The organism is Micromonospora radicis (assembly GCF_003583405.1).
In the GTDB taxonomy this organism is placed as follows: domain Bacteria; phylum Actinomycetota; class Actinomycetes; order Mycobacteriales; family Micromonosporaceae; genus Micromonospora; species Micromonospora radicis.
In genome coordinates this window covers 198943-217183 of record NZ_QXEC01000003.1, presented here as the reverse complement: position 1 = coordinate 217183, position 18241 = coordinate 198943, and the positions used below count along the sequence as shown (strand labels likewise).

Annotated in this window: 16 protein-coding genes; 9 read left to right on the top strand and 7 right to left on the bottom strand. The window is 72.0% G+C overall.

Going from position 1 to position 18241, the window contains the following annotated elements; genetic code table 11:
* Positions 1-55: 55 nt before the first annotated feature.
* The 6 genes from D2L64_RS05730 to D2L64_RS05705 all read left to right on the top strand — a co-directional run bounded on the left by D2L64_RS05730 (position 56) and on the right by D2L64_RS05705 (position 6929).
* Positions 56-1318 carry a glycosyltransferase gene (locus tag D2L64_RS05730; RefSeq protein ID WP_158603458.1) on the top strand — a complete coding sequence of 421 codons (1263 nt, stop codon included), beginning with the start codon at positions 56-58 and terminating at the stop codon, positions 1316-1318.
* A 141-nt stretch (positions 1319-1459) separates the two neighbouring features.
* Positions 1460-2722, top strand: a complete 1263-nt coding sequence (locus D2L64_RS05725) for a glycosyltransferase (protein ID WP_119573631.1) — start codon at positions 1460-1462, stop codon at positions 2720-2722.
* 103 nt (positions 2723-2825) lie between these two features.
* On the top strand, positions 2826-3578 hold the full coding sequence (locus D2L64_RS05720) for a VOC family protein (RefSeq protein WP_119573630.1): 753 nt from the start codon (positions 2826-2828) through the stop codon (positions 3576-3578).
* Between the two features lie 260 nt (positions 3579-3838).
* Positions 3839-4960: a M20/M25/M40 family metallo-hydrolase gene (locus D2L64_RS05715; RefSeq protein WP_233558788.1), complete on the top strand. Its 1122-nt coding sequence runs from the start codon at positions 3839-3841 to the stop codon at positions 4958-4960.
* A gap of 118 nt (positions 4961-5078) precedes the next feature.
* Entirely contained in the window at positions 5079-6221 is a 1143-nt protein-coding gene (locus D2L64_RS05710) for a carboxylate-amine ligase (protein ID WP_119573628.1), read from the top strand.
* 57 nt (positions 6222-6278) lie between these two features.
* The gene (locus D2L64_RS05705; protein ID WP_119573627.1) at positions 6279-6929 is read left to right on the top strand and encodes a nitroreductase family protein; all 651 of its coding nucleotides are present in this window, start codon (positions 6279-6281) and stop codon (positions 6927-6929) included.
* Between the two features lie 19 nt (positions 6930-6948).
* On the opposite strand, the gene D2L64_RS05700 is transcribed toward D2L64_RS05705, so the two are convergent.
* On the bottom strand, positions 6949-8517 hold the full coding sequence (locus tag D2L64_RS05700; protein ID WP_233558787.1) for an NAD(P)-binding domain-containing protein: 1569 nt from the start codon (positions 8515-8517) through the stop codon (positions 6949-6951).
* Between the two features lie 248 nt (positions 8518-8765).
* Between D2L64_RS05700 and D2L64_RS05695 the strand changes: the two genes are divergently transcribed.
* Entirely contained in the window at positions 8766-9308 is a 543-nt protein-coding gene (locus tag D2L64_RS05695) for a carboxymuconolactone decarboxylase family protein (RefSeq protein ID WP_119573699.1), read from the top strand.
* Here the strand turns inward: D2L64_RS05695 and D2L64_RS05690 are convergent.
* The 5 genes from D2L64_RS05690 to D2L64_RS05670 form a co-directional block, all read right to left on the bottom strand.
* Complete coding sequence (locus D2L64_RS05690; protein WP_199714425.1) at positions 9296-9820, bottom strand: SRPBCC family protein; 525 nt, start codon at positions 9818-9820, stop codon at positions 9296-9298. The genes D2L64_RS05695 and D2L64_RS05690 overlap by 13 nt on opposite strands.
* Before the next feature lie 112 nt (positions 9821-9932).
* Positions 9933-10598, bottom strand: coding sequence for a helix-turn-helix transcriptional regulator (locus D2L64_RS05685; protein ID WP_119573624.1), 666 nt, complete (start codon positions 10596-10598; stop codon positions 9933-9935).
* Between the two features lie 407 nt (positions 10599-11005).
* Complete coding sequence (locus D2L64_RS05680) at positions 11006-11719, bottom strand: cyclase family protein (RefSeq protein ID WP_119573623.1); 714 nt, start codon at positions 11717-11719, stop codon at positions 11006-11008.
* The gene (locus tag D2L64_RS05675) at positions 11716-12954 is read right to left on the bottom strand and encodes an argininosuccinate synthase domain-containing protein (protein ID WP_119573622.1); all 1239 of its coding nucleotides are present in this window, start codon (positions 12952-12954) and stop codon (positions 11716-11718) included. The genes D2L64_RS05680 and D2L64_RS05675 overlap by 4 nt, the downstream gene beginning before the upstream one ends.
* A gap of 10 nt (positions 12955-12964) precedes the next feature.
* Entirely contained in the window at positions 12965-14041 is a 1077-nt protein-coding gene (locus D2L64_RS05670; RefSeq protein WP_119573621.1) for a TauD/TfdA family dioxygenase, read from the bottom strand.
* A 284-nt stretch (positions 14042-14325) separates the two neighbouring features.
* Here D2L64_RS05670 and D2L64_RS05665 point away from each other — a divergent pair, with 284 nt between their 5' ends.
* Entirely contained in the window at positions 14326-15171 is an 846-nt protein-coding gene (locus D2L64_RS05665; RefSeq protein WP_119573620.1) for a phytanoyl-CoA dioxygenase family protein, read from the top strand.
* Positions 15172-15326: 155 nt separating this feature from the next.
* Here the strand turns inward: D2L64_RS05665 and D2L64_RS05660 are convergent, their stop codons facing one another.
* Positions 15327-16433, bottom strand: a complete 1107-nt coding sequence (locus D2L64_RS05660) for an alcohol dehydrogenase catalytic domain-containing protein (protein ID WP_147376195.1) — start codon at positions 16431-16433, stop codon at positions 15327-15329.
* A 319-nt stretch (positions 16434-16752) separates the two neighbouring features.
* Here D2L64_RS05660 and D2L64_RS05655 point away from each other — a divergent pair, with 319 nt between their 5' ends.
* Entirely contained in the window at positions 16753-18231 is a 1479-nt protein-coding gene (locus tag D2L64_RS05655) for an amidase family protein (RefSeq protein WP_158603457.1), read from the top strand.
* Positions 18232-18241: the final 10 nt, after the last annotated feature.

Genomic DNA, 18241 nt, shown 5'->3' with positions numbered 1-18241 from the left:
TTCGGACGCGGGTGACAGACTGGCCGCCGGTGACCCAAACCGGAAGGGTTCCCCCATGTCCCGTCCAATGCGGACCGATGCCGAGGTGTCGGTCATCATCCCGACGTACAACCGCAGTGCGGCGTTACGACTGACGCTGGAGCACCTGGCGCGGCAACGACTGCCGGTCGAGAGGTTCGAGGTCATCGTCACCGATGACGGATCCACCGATGACACCCGCGCGGTGGTGGACGAAGCAGCGGGATCGCTGCGCATCAAGTACAGCTACCAGCCGGACGAGGGCTTCCGGGCCGGTGCGGCGCGCAACGCCGGCGCCCGACTGGCCACCTCGCCGATCCTGGCCTTCCTGGACACCGGCACCTTCGTGGCCCCGGAGTACCTGGAACGCCTGCTCGCCGAGTACGCCGGTGGCGAGCGGCTGGCAGTGGTCGGCTACGCCTACGGCTACGACATCGACGGTGAGATGCCCGGCCTGGCCGAGGCCATGGAGGGGGCGCTGCCCGAGGACGTCGTGGCCCGATTCCGCGACGAACCGGCCTTCTTCGACCCGCGGCACCGCAACTTCGCCGCGGGCGACTTCGACCTGGGCCGGCTGCTCGCGCCGTGGGTGCTGTTCTGGTCGCTGAACTGCTCCGTGCGCGCCGCCGACTTCTGGCGGGTCGGCGGGTTCGACGAGGAGTTCCGCCGCTGGGGCATCGAGGACCTGGAACTGGCCTACCGGCTGTTCAAGGACGGTGTCAACTTCCGCCTGACCCGGTCGGCGTGGGCGGTGCACGCGCCCCAGGGACGCGACCGGGACGCGAACATGTCCGACGGCAAGGCCAACATCGCGCACTTCATCGCCCGGCATCCCGAGCCGCCGATCGAGGTCATCTGGAAGGTGATGCAGCGGACCGAACCGCTGGACCTGGAGGACAACTACCAGTTCCTGCTCTCCTGGGCGGACAAGGTAAGTACCGTCGACGTGGCCGACGAGGTGGCACGGGAACTGCCCCACCTCGACGCCGCGGGCCGCACGGCCGTCGTCGGCGCGGGTGGCCGCGTACCGGCGGGGTTGTCCGGCGCGGTGCTGCTGGACTTCGACGCCGACCTGCTGGCCACGGCGACCGCCGACACCTCGCACCTGGCATACCACGCGATCGGCCTGCGTTCGCCGGTGGCCGACGACGCGGTGGAGAACGTACTCCTGACCTCCCGGCTCGCGGGGCTCTGGTCTCGGTGGGGCGCGGACTTCCTGGCGGAGGCGCACCGGATCGGCCGCTCCGTGCGGCTGACCGAGGAACTGGCCCGGGAGGTCCACGCCCTGCGGCGGTACTGAGCCGAGCCCGGCACGGCGGGGGCCGCCGCGACCGGCCGTCGGCCGCCCCGGCCGGCCGTAGCACGAGGGCAATCTGTGAGGCGCGCCGACGGGGCTGCGGTCGCCAGACTGGTAACCGGACAGTCGACCCGAGGGGCGTTCATGTCGATCTCATCCAGGAACGGCCCGCAGCTGTCGGTCATCATCCCGACCTACAACCGCAGTCAGCTGTTGCGGCAGACGCTGGGGAACCTGGCACGGCAGCGGATGCCGGCGGCGTCGTTCGAGGTCATCGTCGCCGACGACGGTTCGTCGGACGACACCCGCGCGGTGGTGGCCGAGGCGGCGAAGTCGATGCGCGTCCAATACCACTTCCAGCCGGACGAGGGGTTCCGGGCGGGGATGGCGCGCAATGCCGGCGCGCGCCTGGCGGCGGCTCCGGTCCTGGTGTTCCTGGACACCGGCGCGCTCGTCGGACCGGACTATCTGGACTGCCATCTCGCTGAGCACGAGGCCGGCGGCCGCACCGCGGTGGTGGGTTACGCCCACGGATACGACCTCGCCGGGACGGTACCCGGTCTCGCGGCGGCAGCCGCCGAGGCGTTGCCCGAGCAGGTCGTCGCCCGGTTCGGCGACGAGGCGGGCTTCGCCGACGCCCGACAACCGCAGTTCGTCGACTGCGACTTCGACCTGGGCCGGCTGGCTGCCCCCTGGGTGCTGTTCTGGACGTTGAACTGCTCCGTGCGGGCCGACGACTTCCAGCGGCTGGGCGGCTTCGACGAGGACTTCCACGGCTGGGGTCTGGAGGATCTGGAACTGGCCTACCGCCTGTTCAACGACGGGGTCGGGTTTCGCCTCTCCCGGCGGGCGTGGGTGGTGCACGCCCCGCACGCCCGGGACCGGGACGCGATCCTGGCCGAGAGCATGCGCAACCTGCGCCGGCTGTTGGCGAAGCACCCGCAGCCACCGGTCGAGATCGTCTGGCGGCTGATGCAGCGCGCCAGCCCGCTGGACCTGGAGGCCAGCTACCAGTTCCTGCTGTCGTGGGCGCGGCGGGCGCGCGGCATCGACGTGGCCGCGGAACTGGCGCGGGAGCTACCCCGCCTCGACCCGGCGGGCCGGACGGTCGTCGTCGGGGCGGGCGGCCGGGTGCCGACGGCGCTGCCATCGGCGATCCTGCTGGACTTCGACGCGGACCTGCTCGCCGAGGCGACCTTCGGTACCTCGCACGTGGGGCATCACGCGATCGGCCTGCGTACCCCGCTGGAGGACGGTGCGGCCGACACCGTGCTGCTCACCTCCCGGCTCGTCGGGCTGTGGGGCCGTTGGGGTCGGGCCCTGTTGGCGGAGGCGCACCGGATCGGCCGGTCGGTGCGCCTCACCGAGGCGTTCGCGCGGCGGATCGGGGACTCGCCACCGGGTTGAGCCGGTACGGCGGCCGAGCCGCACGCGTGGCGCGGCGAGGGTGTCCGGCCCCCATGTTATAGATGGATGGAAGTTCGTGTAGAACGGTACGAGGAGGAGCGGAATGGGACGAATCCAGCTCGGCAGCATCCTGCTAGGCACAGCCGACGCGGAACGGCTGCGCGCCTGGTACGTCGCTGCCTTCGACCCGGTGCAGACGCCGTCCGGGTTCCTCGACTTCGGCGGGTTCGAGGTGCTGGTGGACGGCCGCGACGACCTCGCCGGCAAGAACGCCGAACCGGGCCGCGTGATCCTCAACTTCGAGGTCGACGACGCGCGGGCGGTCGCCGCCCGCCTCGACGACATGGGGGTGACGTGGCTCGTCCCGTTGGAGGAACGCAAGGACGGGCTGTTCGGCACGCTGCTCGACCCGGACGGCAACTACGTCCAGGTGATCGAACTCAACGAGGCGTACCTCGCCGCGAAGCGGGCTGACCGGCCCGCCGCAGGGACGTCGCTGGCGCGTTCCAAGGCGTTCAACGGGTTCTCGGTGGACGATATCCCGGCCGCGAAGAGGTTCTACGGCGAGACGTTGGGGCTCGACGTCGACGAGGAGTACGGCATGCTGCACCTGCGGTTGGCCGGTGGCCGTGAGGTGCTGGTGTATCCCAAGGCCGAACACCAGCCGGCCACATACACCATGCTCAACTTCCCGGTCGACGACATCGAGCAGGCCGTGGACGATCTGGTCGCCCGGGGCGTGCGGTTCGAGGCGTACGACAACGTCGACGCCAAGGGCATCTACCGCGGTGAGGGCCCGCCGATCGCGTGGTTCCGCGACCCGGCCGGCAACATCCTCTCCGTGCTCCAAGAGTGATCGGGCGCGTACCCGACGGCGGACGCCACGGTGGGGCCGGTGGCTCTTCACCGTGGCGTCCGCCTGCGCGTGCCGCGGACGGCGCGCGCGAACCCGGTCGTATCCGAGCGTGCCGTATCCGAAGCTCTGACCAGGGGATACCCGCCAGCGAGGCAACCGGTGACGGCGCGGGTCTGCCTTCCGAAGCGACCCCGGTGCACCATTGAGTGATGATCGATGTCGATGCAATCGGCCACGGTGCGCGAACCAGAGCTGGACTGATGATCACGCGGCTGGCCGAGTTGGTGACCCGCGAATCACCGCCGGCGGCCGCCGCCGAACTGACCTCCTGCGCCGACCTGCTGGAAGCCTGGGGCAGCGCCGCGCTGGGCCGTCCGGCCCAGCGCGTCGTCCTCGACGGACTGCCCCACCTGCTCTGGCCGGCACCCGAGCAACGAGTGCTGCTGCTGGGGCACTACGACACGGTCTGGCGCGCCGGCACGATCCGAGACTGGCCGTTCACCCTGACCGGCAGCATCGCCACCGGACCCGGCGTGTGCGACATGAAGGCCGGCATCGTGCAGATGCTCACCGCCCTCGAACTCCTGCCCGACACCTCCCAGATCGGTCTGCTGCTGACCTGCGACGAGGAGAGTGGCTCCCCGGCGTCCCGACCGCTGATCGAGCAACAGGCCCGGCGCTCCGGCGCGGTGCTGGTCGGCGAACCCAGCACCGAAACGGGCGAGTTGAAGGTGGCGCGCAAGGGCGGCTCGGTCTACCGGGTCGAGGTGGCCGGTCGCGCCGCGCACGCCGGGGTCGAGCCACACCGCGGGGTCAACGCCGGTGTGGAACTGGCCCACCACGTCCTCGCCATCGGTGCGCTGGCATCGGGCGAGACCAGCGTGACACCCACGACCCTCTCCGCCGGCACGATGACCAACGTGGTGCCCGAAGCCGCGGTGTTCTGTGTCGACGTCCGCGCCTGGACCCGCGACGAACTCCACCGGGTGGACCGCTCGATCCGGGCACTGACCCCCCGGCTGGGCGGTGCCCGGCTCAGCATCGGCGGCGGGATCAACCGGTATCCGATGCCGGCCGAGGTGGCACTGCCGCTACTGGAGACCGCCCGCACGGTCGCCGCCGAACTCGGGCTGCCGCCGGTACACGGCGTGTCCGCGCCCGGCGCGTCGGACGCCAACTTCACCGGCGCGCTCGGTGTGCCGACTCTCGACGGCCTCGGCGGGGTGGGCGGCTACCCGCACGCGAGGGGCGAGTACGTGGACGTCTCCCGGATGCCGGAGCGAACCGCCTTGCTGGCGGCCCTGATGGCCCGCATCCTGACCGCACCCGGGTCGGACACCCCGACCGGTACGAAACCGCCGCTCGTGCGGACTCCACAGTGACGAGCGGGCGGCCTCGCCACCACCACCACACCCCGGTTTCCGGGTAGCCTGACCACCGGGCCGCACCGCTGCGGCGGAGCTGGCCGAGGAGAGGGCGATCCGACGTGCGGGTGAGCGAGTGAGCACGGCGACGGCACCACCCTTCGGGGTGGAGGAGGAGTTCCTGGTCGTCGACCCGGTCACCCGGTCGGTGACACCCCAGGCCGACACGGTCGTCCGAGCGGCCCGGGCCCGCCTCGGCGCCGGTGTCTCCGGCGAGATCACCAAGCTGCACGTGGAGACGAGGACCGAGCCGACCACGTCGGTCACGGAACTGCTCGCCCAACTGACCGAGGCGCGCCGGGTCGTCGCCGGCTGCGCCGAGAACGCCGGGCTGCGTCTGGTCGCGACCGGCACCCCCGTGCTGCCCGGCCCGGTCCCGCCGCCGGTCACCGAGGGGCCCCGGCAGGACCGCGGCACGGCGACGTTCCGCGGCCTGCACGACGAACTGGCCATCTGTGCCCTACACGTGCACGTCGAGCTGCCCGACCGGGAACGCGCCCTGCTGATCAGCAACCACCTCCGCGGCCACCTGCCCCTCCTGCTGGCGCTCACCGCCAACTCGCCGTACTGGGACGGGCGCGACTCCGGGTACGCGAGCTGGCGGACGATGATCTGGCCCCGCTGGCCGGTGGCCGGGCCACCGCCGACGTTCACCTCGCTCGCACACTACGAGCAGATCGTGGAAACCCTGCTCACGGCGGGCGCGACCGTCGACACCGGCACCATCTTCTGGGACATCCGCCCCTCGGTGCAGCATCCGACGCTGGAGATCCGGGTGGCCGACGTACCGGTCACCGCACCGGAGTCGGCGCTGTACGCCGCTCTGGTCCGCGCCATGGTGGTCCGGGCCGCCGAGGCGGTCGACCGGGGGGAGGAGGCCGCCGACATCCCGGCCGAACTGCTCCGGGTGGCGTACTGGCGGGCGGCCCGCGACGGACTGGAGGGCGACGTGCTCGACCTGCGGACCGGTCGCCCGGCACCGACCCGGGACGTGGTCGCCGACCTCGTCCGGTCGCTCCTGCCGGTGCTCCGCGACCACGGCGACGACAAGCTGGTCCTCGCCGAACTGGACCGACTGCTCGACGCGGGCAGTGGCGCAGCCCGGCAACGCGCGGCGGTGGCCCGGCGGGGTCGGCTGACCGACGCGGTCGACTACCTGATCGAGGCGACCGCCCTCGGTGCGGTGGCGCCGACGCCCAACGAGAGCACTTTTACATAACCGCGCCCCGAACCCGGTGCGCGATGCTGTAGCGGTGCGAGACGTCGGGAGGCGTACATGAGCATCAGCGCAGACCGCACCAGGATCGGCACGAGGACGACGGCGGACATGATCGAGACGGCCCGGGACTTCGCCGACCTGATGGCGACCCGCCGGTCCATCCGCCACTTCTCGCCCGAACCCGTACCGCTCGCCGTGATCGAGGAGGCGGTCCGCGCCGCGGCCACGGCACCGAGCGGCGCTAACCTGCAACCGTGGCGGTTCGTCGTGGTGACCGACCCGGACCGCCGACGGCGCCTGCGCGAGGCGGCCGAGGCCGAGGAACGAGAGTTCTACGCCCGGCGGGCCAGCCCCGAGTGGCTGGCGGCGATCGCCCCGATGGCGACCGACTGGCGCAAGCCCTTCCTGGAGGTGGCCCCGGTCGTGATCGTGGTCTTCGAGGTGCACCAGGGCCCGAACAGCCCGAAGCCCTACTACGTCAAGGAGTCGGTGGGCATCGCGGTCGGGCTGCTGATCAGCGCCCTGCACCACGCCGGCCTCGCCACGCTGACCCACACCCCCAGCCCGATGCGTTTCCTCAACGAGGTGTGCGAACGCCCCGCGGAGGAGCGGCCGTACGTGGTGATGCCGGTCGGCTATCCGGCCATCGACGCGACTGTTCCCGACCTGACCCGTAAGCCGATGTCGGAGGTGCTGATCCGGCGGTGACCGGTGCGGACGGCGACGGTCAACGCCGCAGTTCCAGCTCTCGGGCGAAGAACGCGCGCAACGGCTCGACGTGCCGATCCGGCCGGCGCCACTCGGCCAGCAGATCCTCCAGCAGGTGGAGTTCGTCGACCAGCGTCTCGCCGTGGTAGCGCCGGATCACCGGATGGATGAACGCGCTCTCGGCGGCCCGGTGCGGCTCGGGATGCCGTTCGATGGCGAAGACGTCACCGTAGTCGTCCCGACCCCAGCGCAGCCCGAACGTGTAGTAGTGCGGCTCGTCGTGGAACCGTGACCGGGCGAGGTCCTCGGGCAGGTCGACGTGATGCCGGACCTCGCCGGTCGTCTCGTCCACCACCAGCACGTCGCAAAGGTACTCGAACTGGGTCCAGAGCGCAGAACTCCAGTTGATCCGGTCGAGCGTCAGCGTGGTGAGGGCATCGGCGTCGCGGGCCGCGACGGTGTGGGCCAGCGGCACCTCGTCGTACCGCTCGCGCAGCAGGGCGGTCAGCGTACGCAGGTTGTAGCGGAAACCGTCGATGAAAGCCGACGAGGCGCGTTTGAAGTCCCGGGCCTGGGCGAGGGTGCCCGCGAAGTAGAGCCCGTCGACGTTTGTGGACTGCCAGTCCGGCCCGGTCGTCGGCATCCGGCCGCTGGCCACCAGCTCCGGCTGGCAGGCCGGGTCGAAGATCGAAGTGTCCATCGCGAATCCGGTGCAACGGAGCACCGCCTCGTAGTCCAGCACGGCGGTCTCACCGTCGGCGTGGGTGTAGGTGAGGTGCACCTGGTAACCACCGCCCTCGCGGGGCCGGATCTCGTCGACGACGCAGTCCAGCACGGAGTGCAGGGTCTTGAACTGGTAGCTGTCGAGCACCGCGCCGTGGTGGCCGCGGACGTCGCCGGGGTGTTTGGTGTTCCAGGCGAGCCGGAGCGGCCGAGGACTCGCCAGGTGCACCATCGACGCCTGGCCGAGGATGGCCGAGGCGGTCTCGAACGCCGAGTTGCCCTTGCCGAGGATCAGGACCCGCTTGCCGGCGTACGCGGCCGGATCGGTCTGCATGTCCTCGTAGCCGACGGCGTGCTCGATGCCCCGGATCGCCGGCACGTTCGGCCGGCCCCAGCCGGTGGCGACGATCACGGCCCGGCAGCCCAGGATCTGGTCCTCGGTGTGTACCAGGAAGTGGTCGTCGCGCCGCTCGATGCGGCGGACCTCGACTCCGAAACGGACCGCGAGCTTGTGGTGCCGCTGGAAGTCGCCGAGGTAGCGCACCATGTCGTCGGCGTGCGGGAAGTACTCGCTGCTGTAGTTGGCGAACGGGAGGTCGGCGGGCTCGTGCAGCAGGGAGTTCCAGTCCCAGCGGAGGCGGATCTCGGGATCGTCGCTGACCGAGTGCACCTTGTTGAGCGAGATCAGGCGGCGGTGCCGGGGGAACCGCCGGAAGAACTCCGCCGGCTCCGCGGCCCGTTCCAGGGTCACGTAGTCCGCGTCGATCTGTTGCAGGTAGTAGCTGAGCTGGATGCCGGCCGGACCCGCGCCGATGATCACGTACTGATGCCAGTCGATCCCGTCGTGGTCGTCGGCCTGTCGCACGGGAGCCTCCTCGATGCGCTCGCAGACAGCGACCATCCCCTATGGACAGGTGGGCTGTCAACGGTGGCCCGGCCGCCGCGTGAGGTGCGGCCGCGGCCCGGAGATCGGCCGGGACAGGGGCCGGGAAAGGGCACGGACGAAGAAGATTCGGGCCGCAGGTTATGCCAGAATCTGCGTCACCGAGCGTGTCCACCGTCGACGCCTGGGGAGGTTCGGCGTCCGTGACACAGGACCAGGAGCGTGGCAGCATGGCGCACATCGACCTTGGGCTGGACGAGCAGCAGTTCCCCGGCATCTCCGGGCTGATGAGGTACCGCCCGGAGACCGCCGGACCGCTCAACGCGTTGGCGGAGGTGTTGCTGCGCGGGCCGCACCCGTTGACCGCCGGCGAGCGTGAGCTGATCGCGGCCTATGTGTCGGGCCTCAACGAGTGCACGTTCTGCTGTTCGTCGCACTCGGCGTTCGCCGCGGCGCAGCTCGACACCGGGATGACCCTCGTCGGGCAGGTCCGCGCCGACCCCGACACGGCGCCGATCTCCGCGAAGCTGCGCGCCCTGCTGCGCATCGCCGCGGCCGTCCAGCAGGACGGCCGGAAGGTGACGGCGGACCTGGTCGCGGCGGCCCGCGGCGAGGGCGCCACCGACCTGGAGATCCACGACACGGTGCTGATCGCCGCGGCCTTCTGCATGTACAACCGGTACGTCGACGGGCTGGGCACCTTCGCGCCCACCGAGCCGGCGGCGTACGAGGAGTCCGCGCGGCGCATCGTCAGCGAGGGTTACCGGGCCTGATCGGCCGGCCCCTCCGCGAGGCGCTTGATGCCACGCAGGGCCGACTCGATGTTGGCGCGCAGCTCGCCGAGGCGGGCCTCGACAAACTGCTCCTCGTGCTCGGGGTGCTGGTCGATGAGGAAGCTCAGGCCCGAGCGGCCGGGACCGATCCGTACCGAGTGCCGCAACCGGGTGCCGGTCGACTCGGGCGTGAGCTCGAAGAGCCAGGTGGCCGCCGGAGACGTCACCGTCGCCCCGCCCTCGGGGCCGGCGAACCTGCCGTCCGCGTCCGTGACGACCCACCCCAACGTGCGCGGACGCTCGTACGTGGTGATCTGCGAGGCGGTGCACCACTCGCCGAGGCGCGGGTGCTTGTTGTGGCCGAGGAAACGCGCGCCCACCTCCGGGTGGTCCGCCCCGTCGATCCACTCCACCCGCTGCAACTCCGGGCTGAGCCGGGGTGGCAGGTGGATGTCGGAGATCAGCTCCCAGACCTGTGCTGGGCTCGTTTCGACGTAGATGTCGCAGGTCAAGCTCGGTCCATCGGCATAACGCACTGTCGCCGCCCCTTGTCACTCGACTCGTCACGTCAGACTGCGGTCGATAGTAGAGGGTGAGGCGATCGAGCACTACGCCGAGCTTCGGCTAGTCACACTCCACCAGGCCGGCGCGGATGGCGTTGATCGCGGCGGTGGTGCGGTTGGGCGAGTCCAACTTGAGCATGATGCTCGCCACCAGGCGCTTCGCGCCGTGGCTGGAGATGGCGAGTCGCCGCGCGATCTGCTTGTTGCTCAAACCCTTCACCAGCAGGGTGAGCGCCTCGGTCTCCCGAGCGGTCAGGTTCACCGTGCGGGTACGGGTGCCGGGCCCCGGTTCGTCGGCGCGGGCGAGCAGGGCCCGGGTCAGAGTGGGCGGCATCGGCAGCTCGCCGCGCCGAATCCGGTGCAGGGTGTCGCTGAGCAGGTCGGCGGTGAGGCGCTGCTGGGACACGAAACCGTCCACCGGCATCGAGGCCAGCTGGGTGACGTTGGTGGTGGCCGTCTCGTCGACCAGCAGGATGACGTGGGTGCTGCCGCGTACCGCCCGGCCCTCGTTCTCCAGCCAGTGCGCCTCCGGCGGCGCCACGATGAGGAAGTCGACGCCGCCGAACTGCGACAGCATCTCGTACTCCTCCCGGGAGCCGCAGCGGTGCACGGCCGAGACCTCCGGCACGCTACCGAGCACCGCCTCGATGCCCCGGCCGAACACTTCGTTGTCCACCAGAACCGCGACGGTCAGGGTGCCGCGGTCGACATCGAGTGTGCTGTGCATGTCACTACCTCCACTGTGTCGCTGGGTCGTGCCGTGGTCGGAGGTGGGCGTCGTACCCTCGTCGATCGGCTAGGCCCGATCTACGAGGCGGCGCCGCGCGGGTGCCTGGGCTAGGGTGGTAACCGCGTCGCCGCGGCCAGCCCGCCCCTCCGGCCCCCCTCCGAGCCGTTGCCATGAGACGAGGCGTGCGTCGGCCGCCGTGCGTCCGGATCGTCCGTCACGTCGACCGCTCGGACGGCGTGTGCCGTCTCCGCCGACCTCCATCGGCTACCGCCCCATCGTGCTATTGGCGACCGTGGCGGCTCATCTCCTGGATTGCGCAGTGACCTGACCAGCCTCTTCCCGCCGACGGAAGATGGGCCGCCATCGGTCGAGGATGGCGGCCCATCGGCAGGTGACGGCGCGGGTCAGACGGGGTCGATCAGCGCGTACGCCCGGATCGGGAAGGTGCCCATGCCCGCGACGGCGACCGGCGCGGCGTGGAAGCGGAAACCCTCCGCCGGCAGCTGGTCGAGCCCGCACAGGTGCTCGACGATCGGGATGCCCGCGGCGAGCAGCCCGGTGTGCGCGGGCCGGTGCAGGTCGGCCATGTCGTCGATGTTGACCGAGTCGATGCCGACCACCGCCGGACCCTGCGACACCAGCCAGGAGACCGCCTCGGCGGTCAGGAACGGATGGTCGGCCGCGCCGTAGTGCGCCGTGCCCCAGTGCCGGTCCCAGCCGGTGCGGACCAGTACCGCCCGACCGCCGACGGTCAGACCGGCGAAGGCGTCCACGCCGATGGCCGGCGTCGACGAGCCGCTGACGTCGACGAGCACACCCGGCACGTCCACCAGCCGCGACAGCGGCACCTGGGACAGGTCGCCGCCGTCGGCGAAGCGATGGAACGGCGCGTCCAGGTAGGTGCCGGTGTTGGCCACGAGCGTCACCCGGCCGATCTGGAACTCGGTGCCCGGCGCGTACCGGGTGCGTGACTCCTCCCGCGACAGGTGGTCCTCGATGTGCGGGCCGGGCAGACCCGGGTACGTCGTCATGCCGTGCCGTACCACGTGCGACAGGTCGACCAGCCGGGCGCGGAACCCGGATCCGGCGGGGTGGGGCTGCGTTGCCGCGTTGTTCATCGAGGTTGCCTCCGACTTGGTGGGTCGCCGTCGACCGTGGTGCGGACGGTGTCGGCGAGGGTCATCAGGTGGTGCCAGGAGGCGTACCCGTAGTCGTCCATCCACTCGTGGTAGTCGGCGCCGAGCCGGGCGTAGTGCAGCCCGTGCGGCGTGACCAGCCTCAGCACCGTCACCGCACCCCGGTACAACCGCAGCTCGACGGTGCCGGTCAACGGCTCGTCCAGCTCGGCCAGGCACCGCCGAAGCGTACGCCCGAGATGGCTGAACCAGCCGCCCTGCACCGCCGTGGTGGTCCACTCGGTCGAGAGCAGCGTGCGCACCGTGTGCTCGCGCGGATCGAGGACGGCGTTGGCCAGCGCGCGGTGGGCGGCCGTGATGACCGCCGCCGCCGGTGACTCGCGGACCTCGTGGTTCTTCACCCCGAACGGGGTGTCCTCCAGCCCGGCGTAGCGGCCGATGCCGTGCTCGCCGGCCAGCTCGTTGAGCCCGGTGACCAGGTCGCGCAGGGGCAGCGTGGTGCCGTCCAGGGCGACCGGCAGCCCGGCCGCGAAGGTCAGACTCAGCTCGGCCGGTTCGGCGGGGCAGTCCACCGGATGCCGGGTGAGGGTGAAGACCGACTCGTCCAGGCGGTTCTCCGGGGTCTCCAGGCTGCCGTTCTCGATGACCCGAGCCCACGGGTTGACGTCGACGCTGTGCACCGCGTCGGGCAGCACGACGCCGGCCTCCGCCAGCCGGGCCTGCTTCTGCTCCCGGGTCACGTTGGAGCCCAGGAACGGCGCGACGACGCACAGCGTCGGATCCAACGCGACGACCGAGCGCCCCAGCCGGGCGGTGCTGTTCTGCATGTACGTCGCGGTGTGCCCGACGGCGTCGCCACCGACGGCCCGGGCCACCCGGACCGCCGCCCGGGCCATCAACGGTCGGCTCAGGGTGGACCCGACCGGGAACTGCCCCTGGTAGTAGGCGTCGGCGTGGATCGCGGCGGGCACCGCCTCGGTGAAGAACTCCTCGGTCACGTCGACCTCCTGGTACGACGCGCCGAAGCGGGCGGCCAACTCCCGGGCCCGGCCGTCGTCCGCGGCCCCGATGCGTACGTTCAGCGCGGTCGTGGCGACCGGCGCGTCCTTGAGCAGATGGAGCAGGTAGGTGCCGTCCAGGCCGCCCGAGTACAACAACACCAGGTGCCGGGGCGGCCGGGCGATCAACTCGTCCAGCGTGGTGACGAAACGACGCATCGGGAGCCCTTCATCGAGCGGAGACCGAGCCGGTGACACCGGCCAGCGGCGTCGCCGCCGGCCCGGTCGACCGGTCGGCCAGGATCGTGGTCAGCGGCGCCAGCACCCGTGAGCCGGCCCGCCGGGCCCCCCGAGAACGCCTCAGGTCGGCCACCACGAAGCACCGGCGCAGCCACCGGTCGGTGCCGTCGTGGCGGGCGGTGAAGCCGGTACGCCCGTGCACGGCGCGCCAGTTGTCGACCACCAGCAGGCTGCCGGTGTCCAGTACGACCGAGGAGAGCGACGGGGTGAGCACCGCCTCCAACTCGTCGAGGGCCCGCCGTGCCTCGTCGGTCATCGGCTCCATGGCGTGGAAGTCCGCGGTCAGCTCCGGATCGTCCACCGGCCCGGACAGCACCGCCACCGGCTCGGAGTAGCCGCTCGAACCGAGCTGGGCGAACGAACTGCTGAACTGGATCCGGAACAGCGGCTGGCGCAGGGTACGCACACACGACTCGGACAGCCGGGAGTGCACCCGCTGCACCGTGCCGGTCAGCGTACGGCCGGTGCGGTCGTGGTCGGGGCGCAGGCAGAGCAGGCTCAGGAAGTCCGGCTTGTGCGGGTGGAAGCCGTTCTCGGTGTGCAGCTCCAGGTAGGCGGAACCGCTGTTCTCCTGGTAGTTCTCGGCGCCGGCGATCGGAGCGACGTCCTGTACGACCCGGCCGTGCTTCTCGTCGGCGTACCCGATCACGTCGCCCAGATGGGACATGACCATCAGCTGGGCCGCCGTCGCGATGCCGACCGTGCGCCAGTCTGGCAGGTAGCCGTCGGCGGGTGTGGCGGGGAGCCGCTCGTCGACCGGCACGTTGCGTACCAGCAGGCCACCCGACGAACTGCCGGTGCAGCGGAAGGACAGCAGGGCCGCGACCAGGCGTTCGGGCAGCCGGCAACCGAGCAGCTCCACGGTGGCCATCGCCGCCTGGGTGCTCAGGTCTGCCTCGCCGAGAGCCTCGACGGCCTCGGCGCACAGGCCGCGCATCAGCACGGCCTCGTCGTGGGTCAGGGTGACCTCTTCGAGGTCGCCGGCATCGATCTCGATCCTGCTCATCTGACTCACTCTCCGGGCGAGATTGCTCAGGCATCGGCGGACCAACGGGCCCGTGATGCGTCACGTTCCCACCTTCGGCGGGTCCGCCGACCGACGGAAGCGCAGGAGGCGCGCGCGGTCGACCTGCCCAGCTGACCAGGTCGCAATGAGGAGCAGACCGGCAGCGGCGGTCGCGGTTGACTGGTGGGGATACCGGGGCCCGCCGCGTTGCGGCGCCGGCCCCGACCGCTGGACCACCGCCGCACGTCGGCGGGGTTCCGTTCGCAGACGAGAAGGGAGCGCAGATGGCCGGGATCGATGCTGCGCGGACCACCGCAGGGCCCGCGCCGTTGACCGCCGCGATGGTGGCGGACTACCACCGTGACGGGTTCCTGCTGCTGCCCGGGGACCACCTGCCCGCCGAGCTACTGGCGGAGCTGGTCGAGGCCGCCCCGCGGGTCCTGGCCCAGCAGGGGCCGCAGCGGGTACTGGAGCGCGACGGGGTGACGGTGCGATCGGTGTACGGACCGCACCGCACCGATCCGGTGGTGGCCCGGGTCAGCCGGTCGGCGGAGCTGGCCGGGGCGGCCCGGCAACTGCTGGACGACGAGGTGTACGTGCACCAGTCGAAGGTCAACCTCAAGGCCGCCTTCGCGGGCGACCAGTGGGAGTGGCATCAGGACTACATCAACTGGCGGGACCGCGACGGGATTCCGCGGCCGGACCTGGTCAACGTCACGGTGTTCCTGAACGAGGTCAACGAGTTCAACGGTCCGCTGACGTTCATCCCGGGCTCGCACCGGCACGGGCTGCTCGCCGGCACGGACACCGACGGCATGCCGGCCGGCTACGAGGACGGGCCGAACTGGATGGCGACCCTCACCGCCACCGAGAAGTTCCAGGTCGACCGGGCCGTCATCCGTCGGCTGGCCGAGGAGGGCGGACTGGTCAGTCCCAAGGGACCGGCCGGCTCCGTGCTGATGTTCCACCCGAACGTGCTGCACGCCTCGTCGCCCAACCTGTCGCCGTTCGACCGCGGCATGCTGTTGATGGTCTACAACGGCGTCCGCAACGCGCCCCGGCCGGTGGCGAGTCCCCGACCGGACTTCCTCGCCGATCGTGAGGTGGCGCCCATCCCGCTGGCCGCCTGAGCGCGCGCCGGCCGGCGGCCACCGCCCGCGCCCCCGTCGGGACGCGGGCGGTGGCCCGATCCGTTCCGCCCGGTCCGGTGCCCCGGCCCGGTCGGCCGGCGGTGCGCGCTCGGACTGGCGCTGGGCGGTCCGGCCGCCGGGGTGGCACCGTCGGCTCAGACCGCCGGGGTGGCGGCATCGGCGGTGAGGACGACCTTGAACGCGTCCTGCCGGTCGAAGAGTCGGTACGCCGTACCGGCCTCGCCCAGCGGCAGCCGGTGCGTGACGATCCGGCTCGGATCCAGCCGGCCGGACCGGATCAGCGCCAGCACCGGTTCCCGCATCCGGATCGGGTCACCGACGGCGAACCGCACCGTCAGCTCGCGGGCGAACGCCAGCCCGGTGGGGAAGGGCATCGCGGTGGAGTGGTGGGCGCCCACCGCGCAGACCGTGGCGTGTGCGGCGGCGGCCCGGATCGCGCAGCCCAGCGCCGCGTCGCTGCCCACCGCCTCGATGACCGCGTCCGCGCCGCGGCCACCGTCGGCGCGTACCGCCTCGTCGAGCTGCTCCGGCGTGACCGCGGTGAACCCGAGACCGGCCGCCCGCTCCCGCCGGGCCGGCGTCGGGTCGGCGACCACCACCCGTGCGGCGCCGGCCGTCACCGCGCAGAGCCCGGCGAGCAGTCCGAGCGGGCCGGCGCCGACCACCGCGACCAGGGCCCCGGGACTCACCCGGGCGCCCTGCACCGCCGCCAGCCCGGTGGTCAGCACGTCCCCGGCGAACAGCGCCTGCTCGTCGGTGACGTCGTCCGGGGTGGCGGCGAGCACCACGTCGGCGAACGGCACCCGGACGAACTCGGCCTGCCCACCGGGCAGCGGCGCCCCGACCACGTCGGCGTACCCGAAGAGGGTCACCGAGGGGCACTGGTAGTGCCAGCCGCGCGCGCACTCCGCGCAGCGCCCGCAGGCGACCACGTCGGAGGCGAAGACCCTGGTCCCGACGGCGAACGGCGCCTGCGCCCCCGCCTCGTGGACGGTGCCGGCGAACTCGTGCCCCAGCACCGTGCCGGGCGCGAACCCCGGCAACTCTCCCCGGTACGGGTGCAGGTCGGTACCGCACACGGCGGTCCGGGTGACCCGCACGATCACGTCCCGCGGATGCCGTATCCGGGGCAGCTCCACCTCGTCGACGCGGACCGATCCCGGGCCGTGATAGACGACCGCCCGCATGGTCGGGCGCACACCGCGTCCGGACCCCGTGGCCCGCGTTCCTGGCATGGTCATCGGCGCACCTTCACGACTGGGCCGGCACCGGGCACCGGGCCGGCGGTTGGTGGGGTCGCTGCGATCCTGGGCCAGCCGGACCGCCGCCGACCAACCGCCGACGGCCGCCGATCCGCCCTGTCCCGACGGGCGACCGGTCGGCCCTGTGCCGACGGCCACCCGGGGGCCCTGGCGCGACGGTCGGCCGGTCGGCCGCCGCCCGGGGCCCGCCTGGCCATGGCCGATCGAGGGCTGAAGAGAGGGGTACGCGGGCCGGTCCCCGACGCGAAGACTGGGCAGGCGGCGATCTGCCGACGACAACGGAATGAGGTGGCGTACGGTGCTCGATCCTGGACAGGCCGGCCCGGATCCGTACTGGTGGTCGGCGCGGCAGGTGGCCGACGCGATCGCCGCCCGGCGGATCTCGGCCCGGGAGTACCTCGACACCCAGCTGGCCCGGATCGAGCAGCTCAACGCCGGACTGGGACTGGTCGTCACCATCGACGAGCGGGCCCGGGAGTACGCCCGGCAGGCCGACGAGGCGACCGTCCGGGGCGAACGGCGAGGGCCGCTGCACGGGGTGGCCGTGACCATCAAGGACTGCCTCGCCACCGCCGGTCTGCGGACCACCGGCGGCCTGACCGACCTGCGGACGTACCAGCCCCGGGAGGACGCCACGGCGGTGGCCGCGCTGCGCGACGCCGGGGTGATCGTGTTCGGCAAGACCAACGTGCCGTCGGGCTCGGGCGACCTGCAGTCCTACAACGAGCTGTTCGGCGTGGCCCGCAACCCATGGCATCCGGAGTACACCACCAGCGGATCCTCCGGCGGTGCGGCCGGTGCGGTCGCCGCCGGGTTCACCTCCCTCGAACTCGGCACCGACGTGGCCGGCTCGATCCGGGTACCCGCCGGTGCCTGCGGCGTGTTCGGCCACAAACCCAGCTACCGCGCGGTGCCGATGGTCGGCCACGTGCCGCCCTACCCGTTCAAGCCGCGGGAGGCGGACATCGCCGTGGTCGGCCCGATCGCCCGCACCGTCGAGGATCTGGAGACCGCCCTGACGGCGATCGCCGTACCGCACCCGTGGGACGCGCCGGCCTGGCGGCTGTCGCTGCCGCCGCCGCGTCCGGTGCGCCGGGTGGCGACCTGGTTCGACGACCCCTACTGCCCGGTGGACGCCGAGGTCCGGGCCGCGCTGCGCGACGCCGCGGACCGGCTCGCCGACAGCGGCGTCCAGGTCGAGGAGGCCCGCCCCTCCGGGGTACGGCTCGCCGCCAGCGACACCGTCTTCCGCCGGTTGCTGGCGTCGGTGGCGATGCCTGAACACACCGCCGACGACATCGACGAGATCGCCGCCGGACGACGTCCGCCCCGGGCGGTACTGGGCGGCGAGTACGTCGCCCAGCGCTACCGTGACTGGACGGAGGCCGACGACCAGCGGACCCGGCTGCGGACCCGGTGGCGGCAGTTCTTCGCCGGCTACGACGCGATCCTGCTGCCGGTGGCCCCCAACCTGGCCGCCCGGCACGACCACCGGCCCTTCGAGGAGCGCACCGTCACCGTCGACGGGGTGCCGCGCCCGTACTGGGACCAGATCGTCTGGGCGGGCCTGACCGGGGTCAGTTACCTGCCGTCCACGGTGGTGCCGGTCCGCGTCGACTCGCGGGGCCTGCCGATCGGTATCGCGGTGGCCGGCGACTACCTCCAGGACCGCACGACGCTGGCGGTGGCCCGCCGACTCGCCGCGGTCCTGCCACCCATCGGCCACCCCGAGCTGACCGTGGTGACCGCCGACGAGCTGCCGGCAGGGCAGCACTGACTGGGAAGGT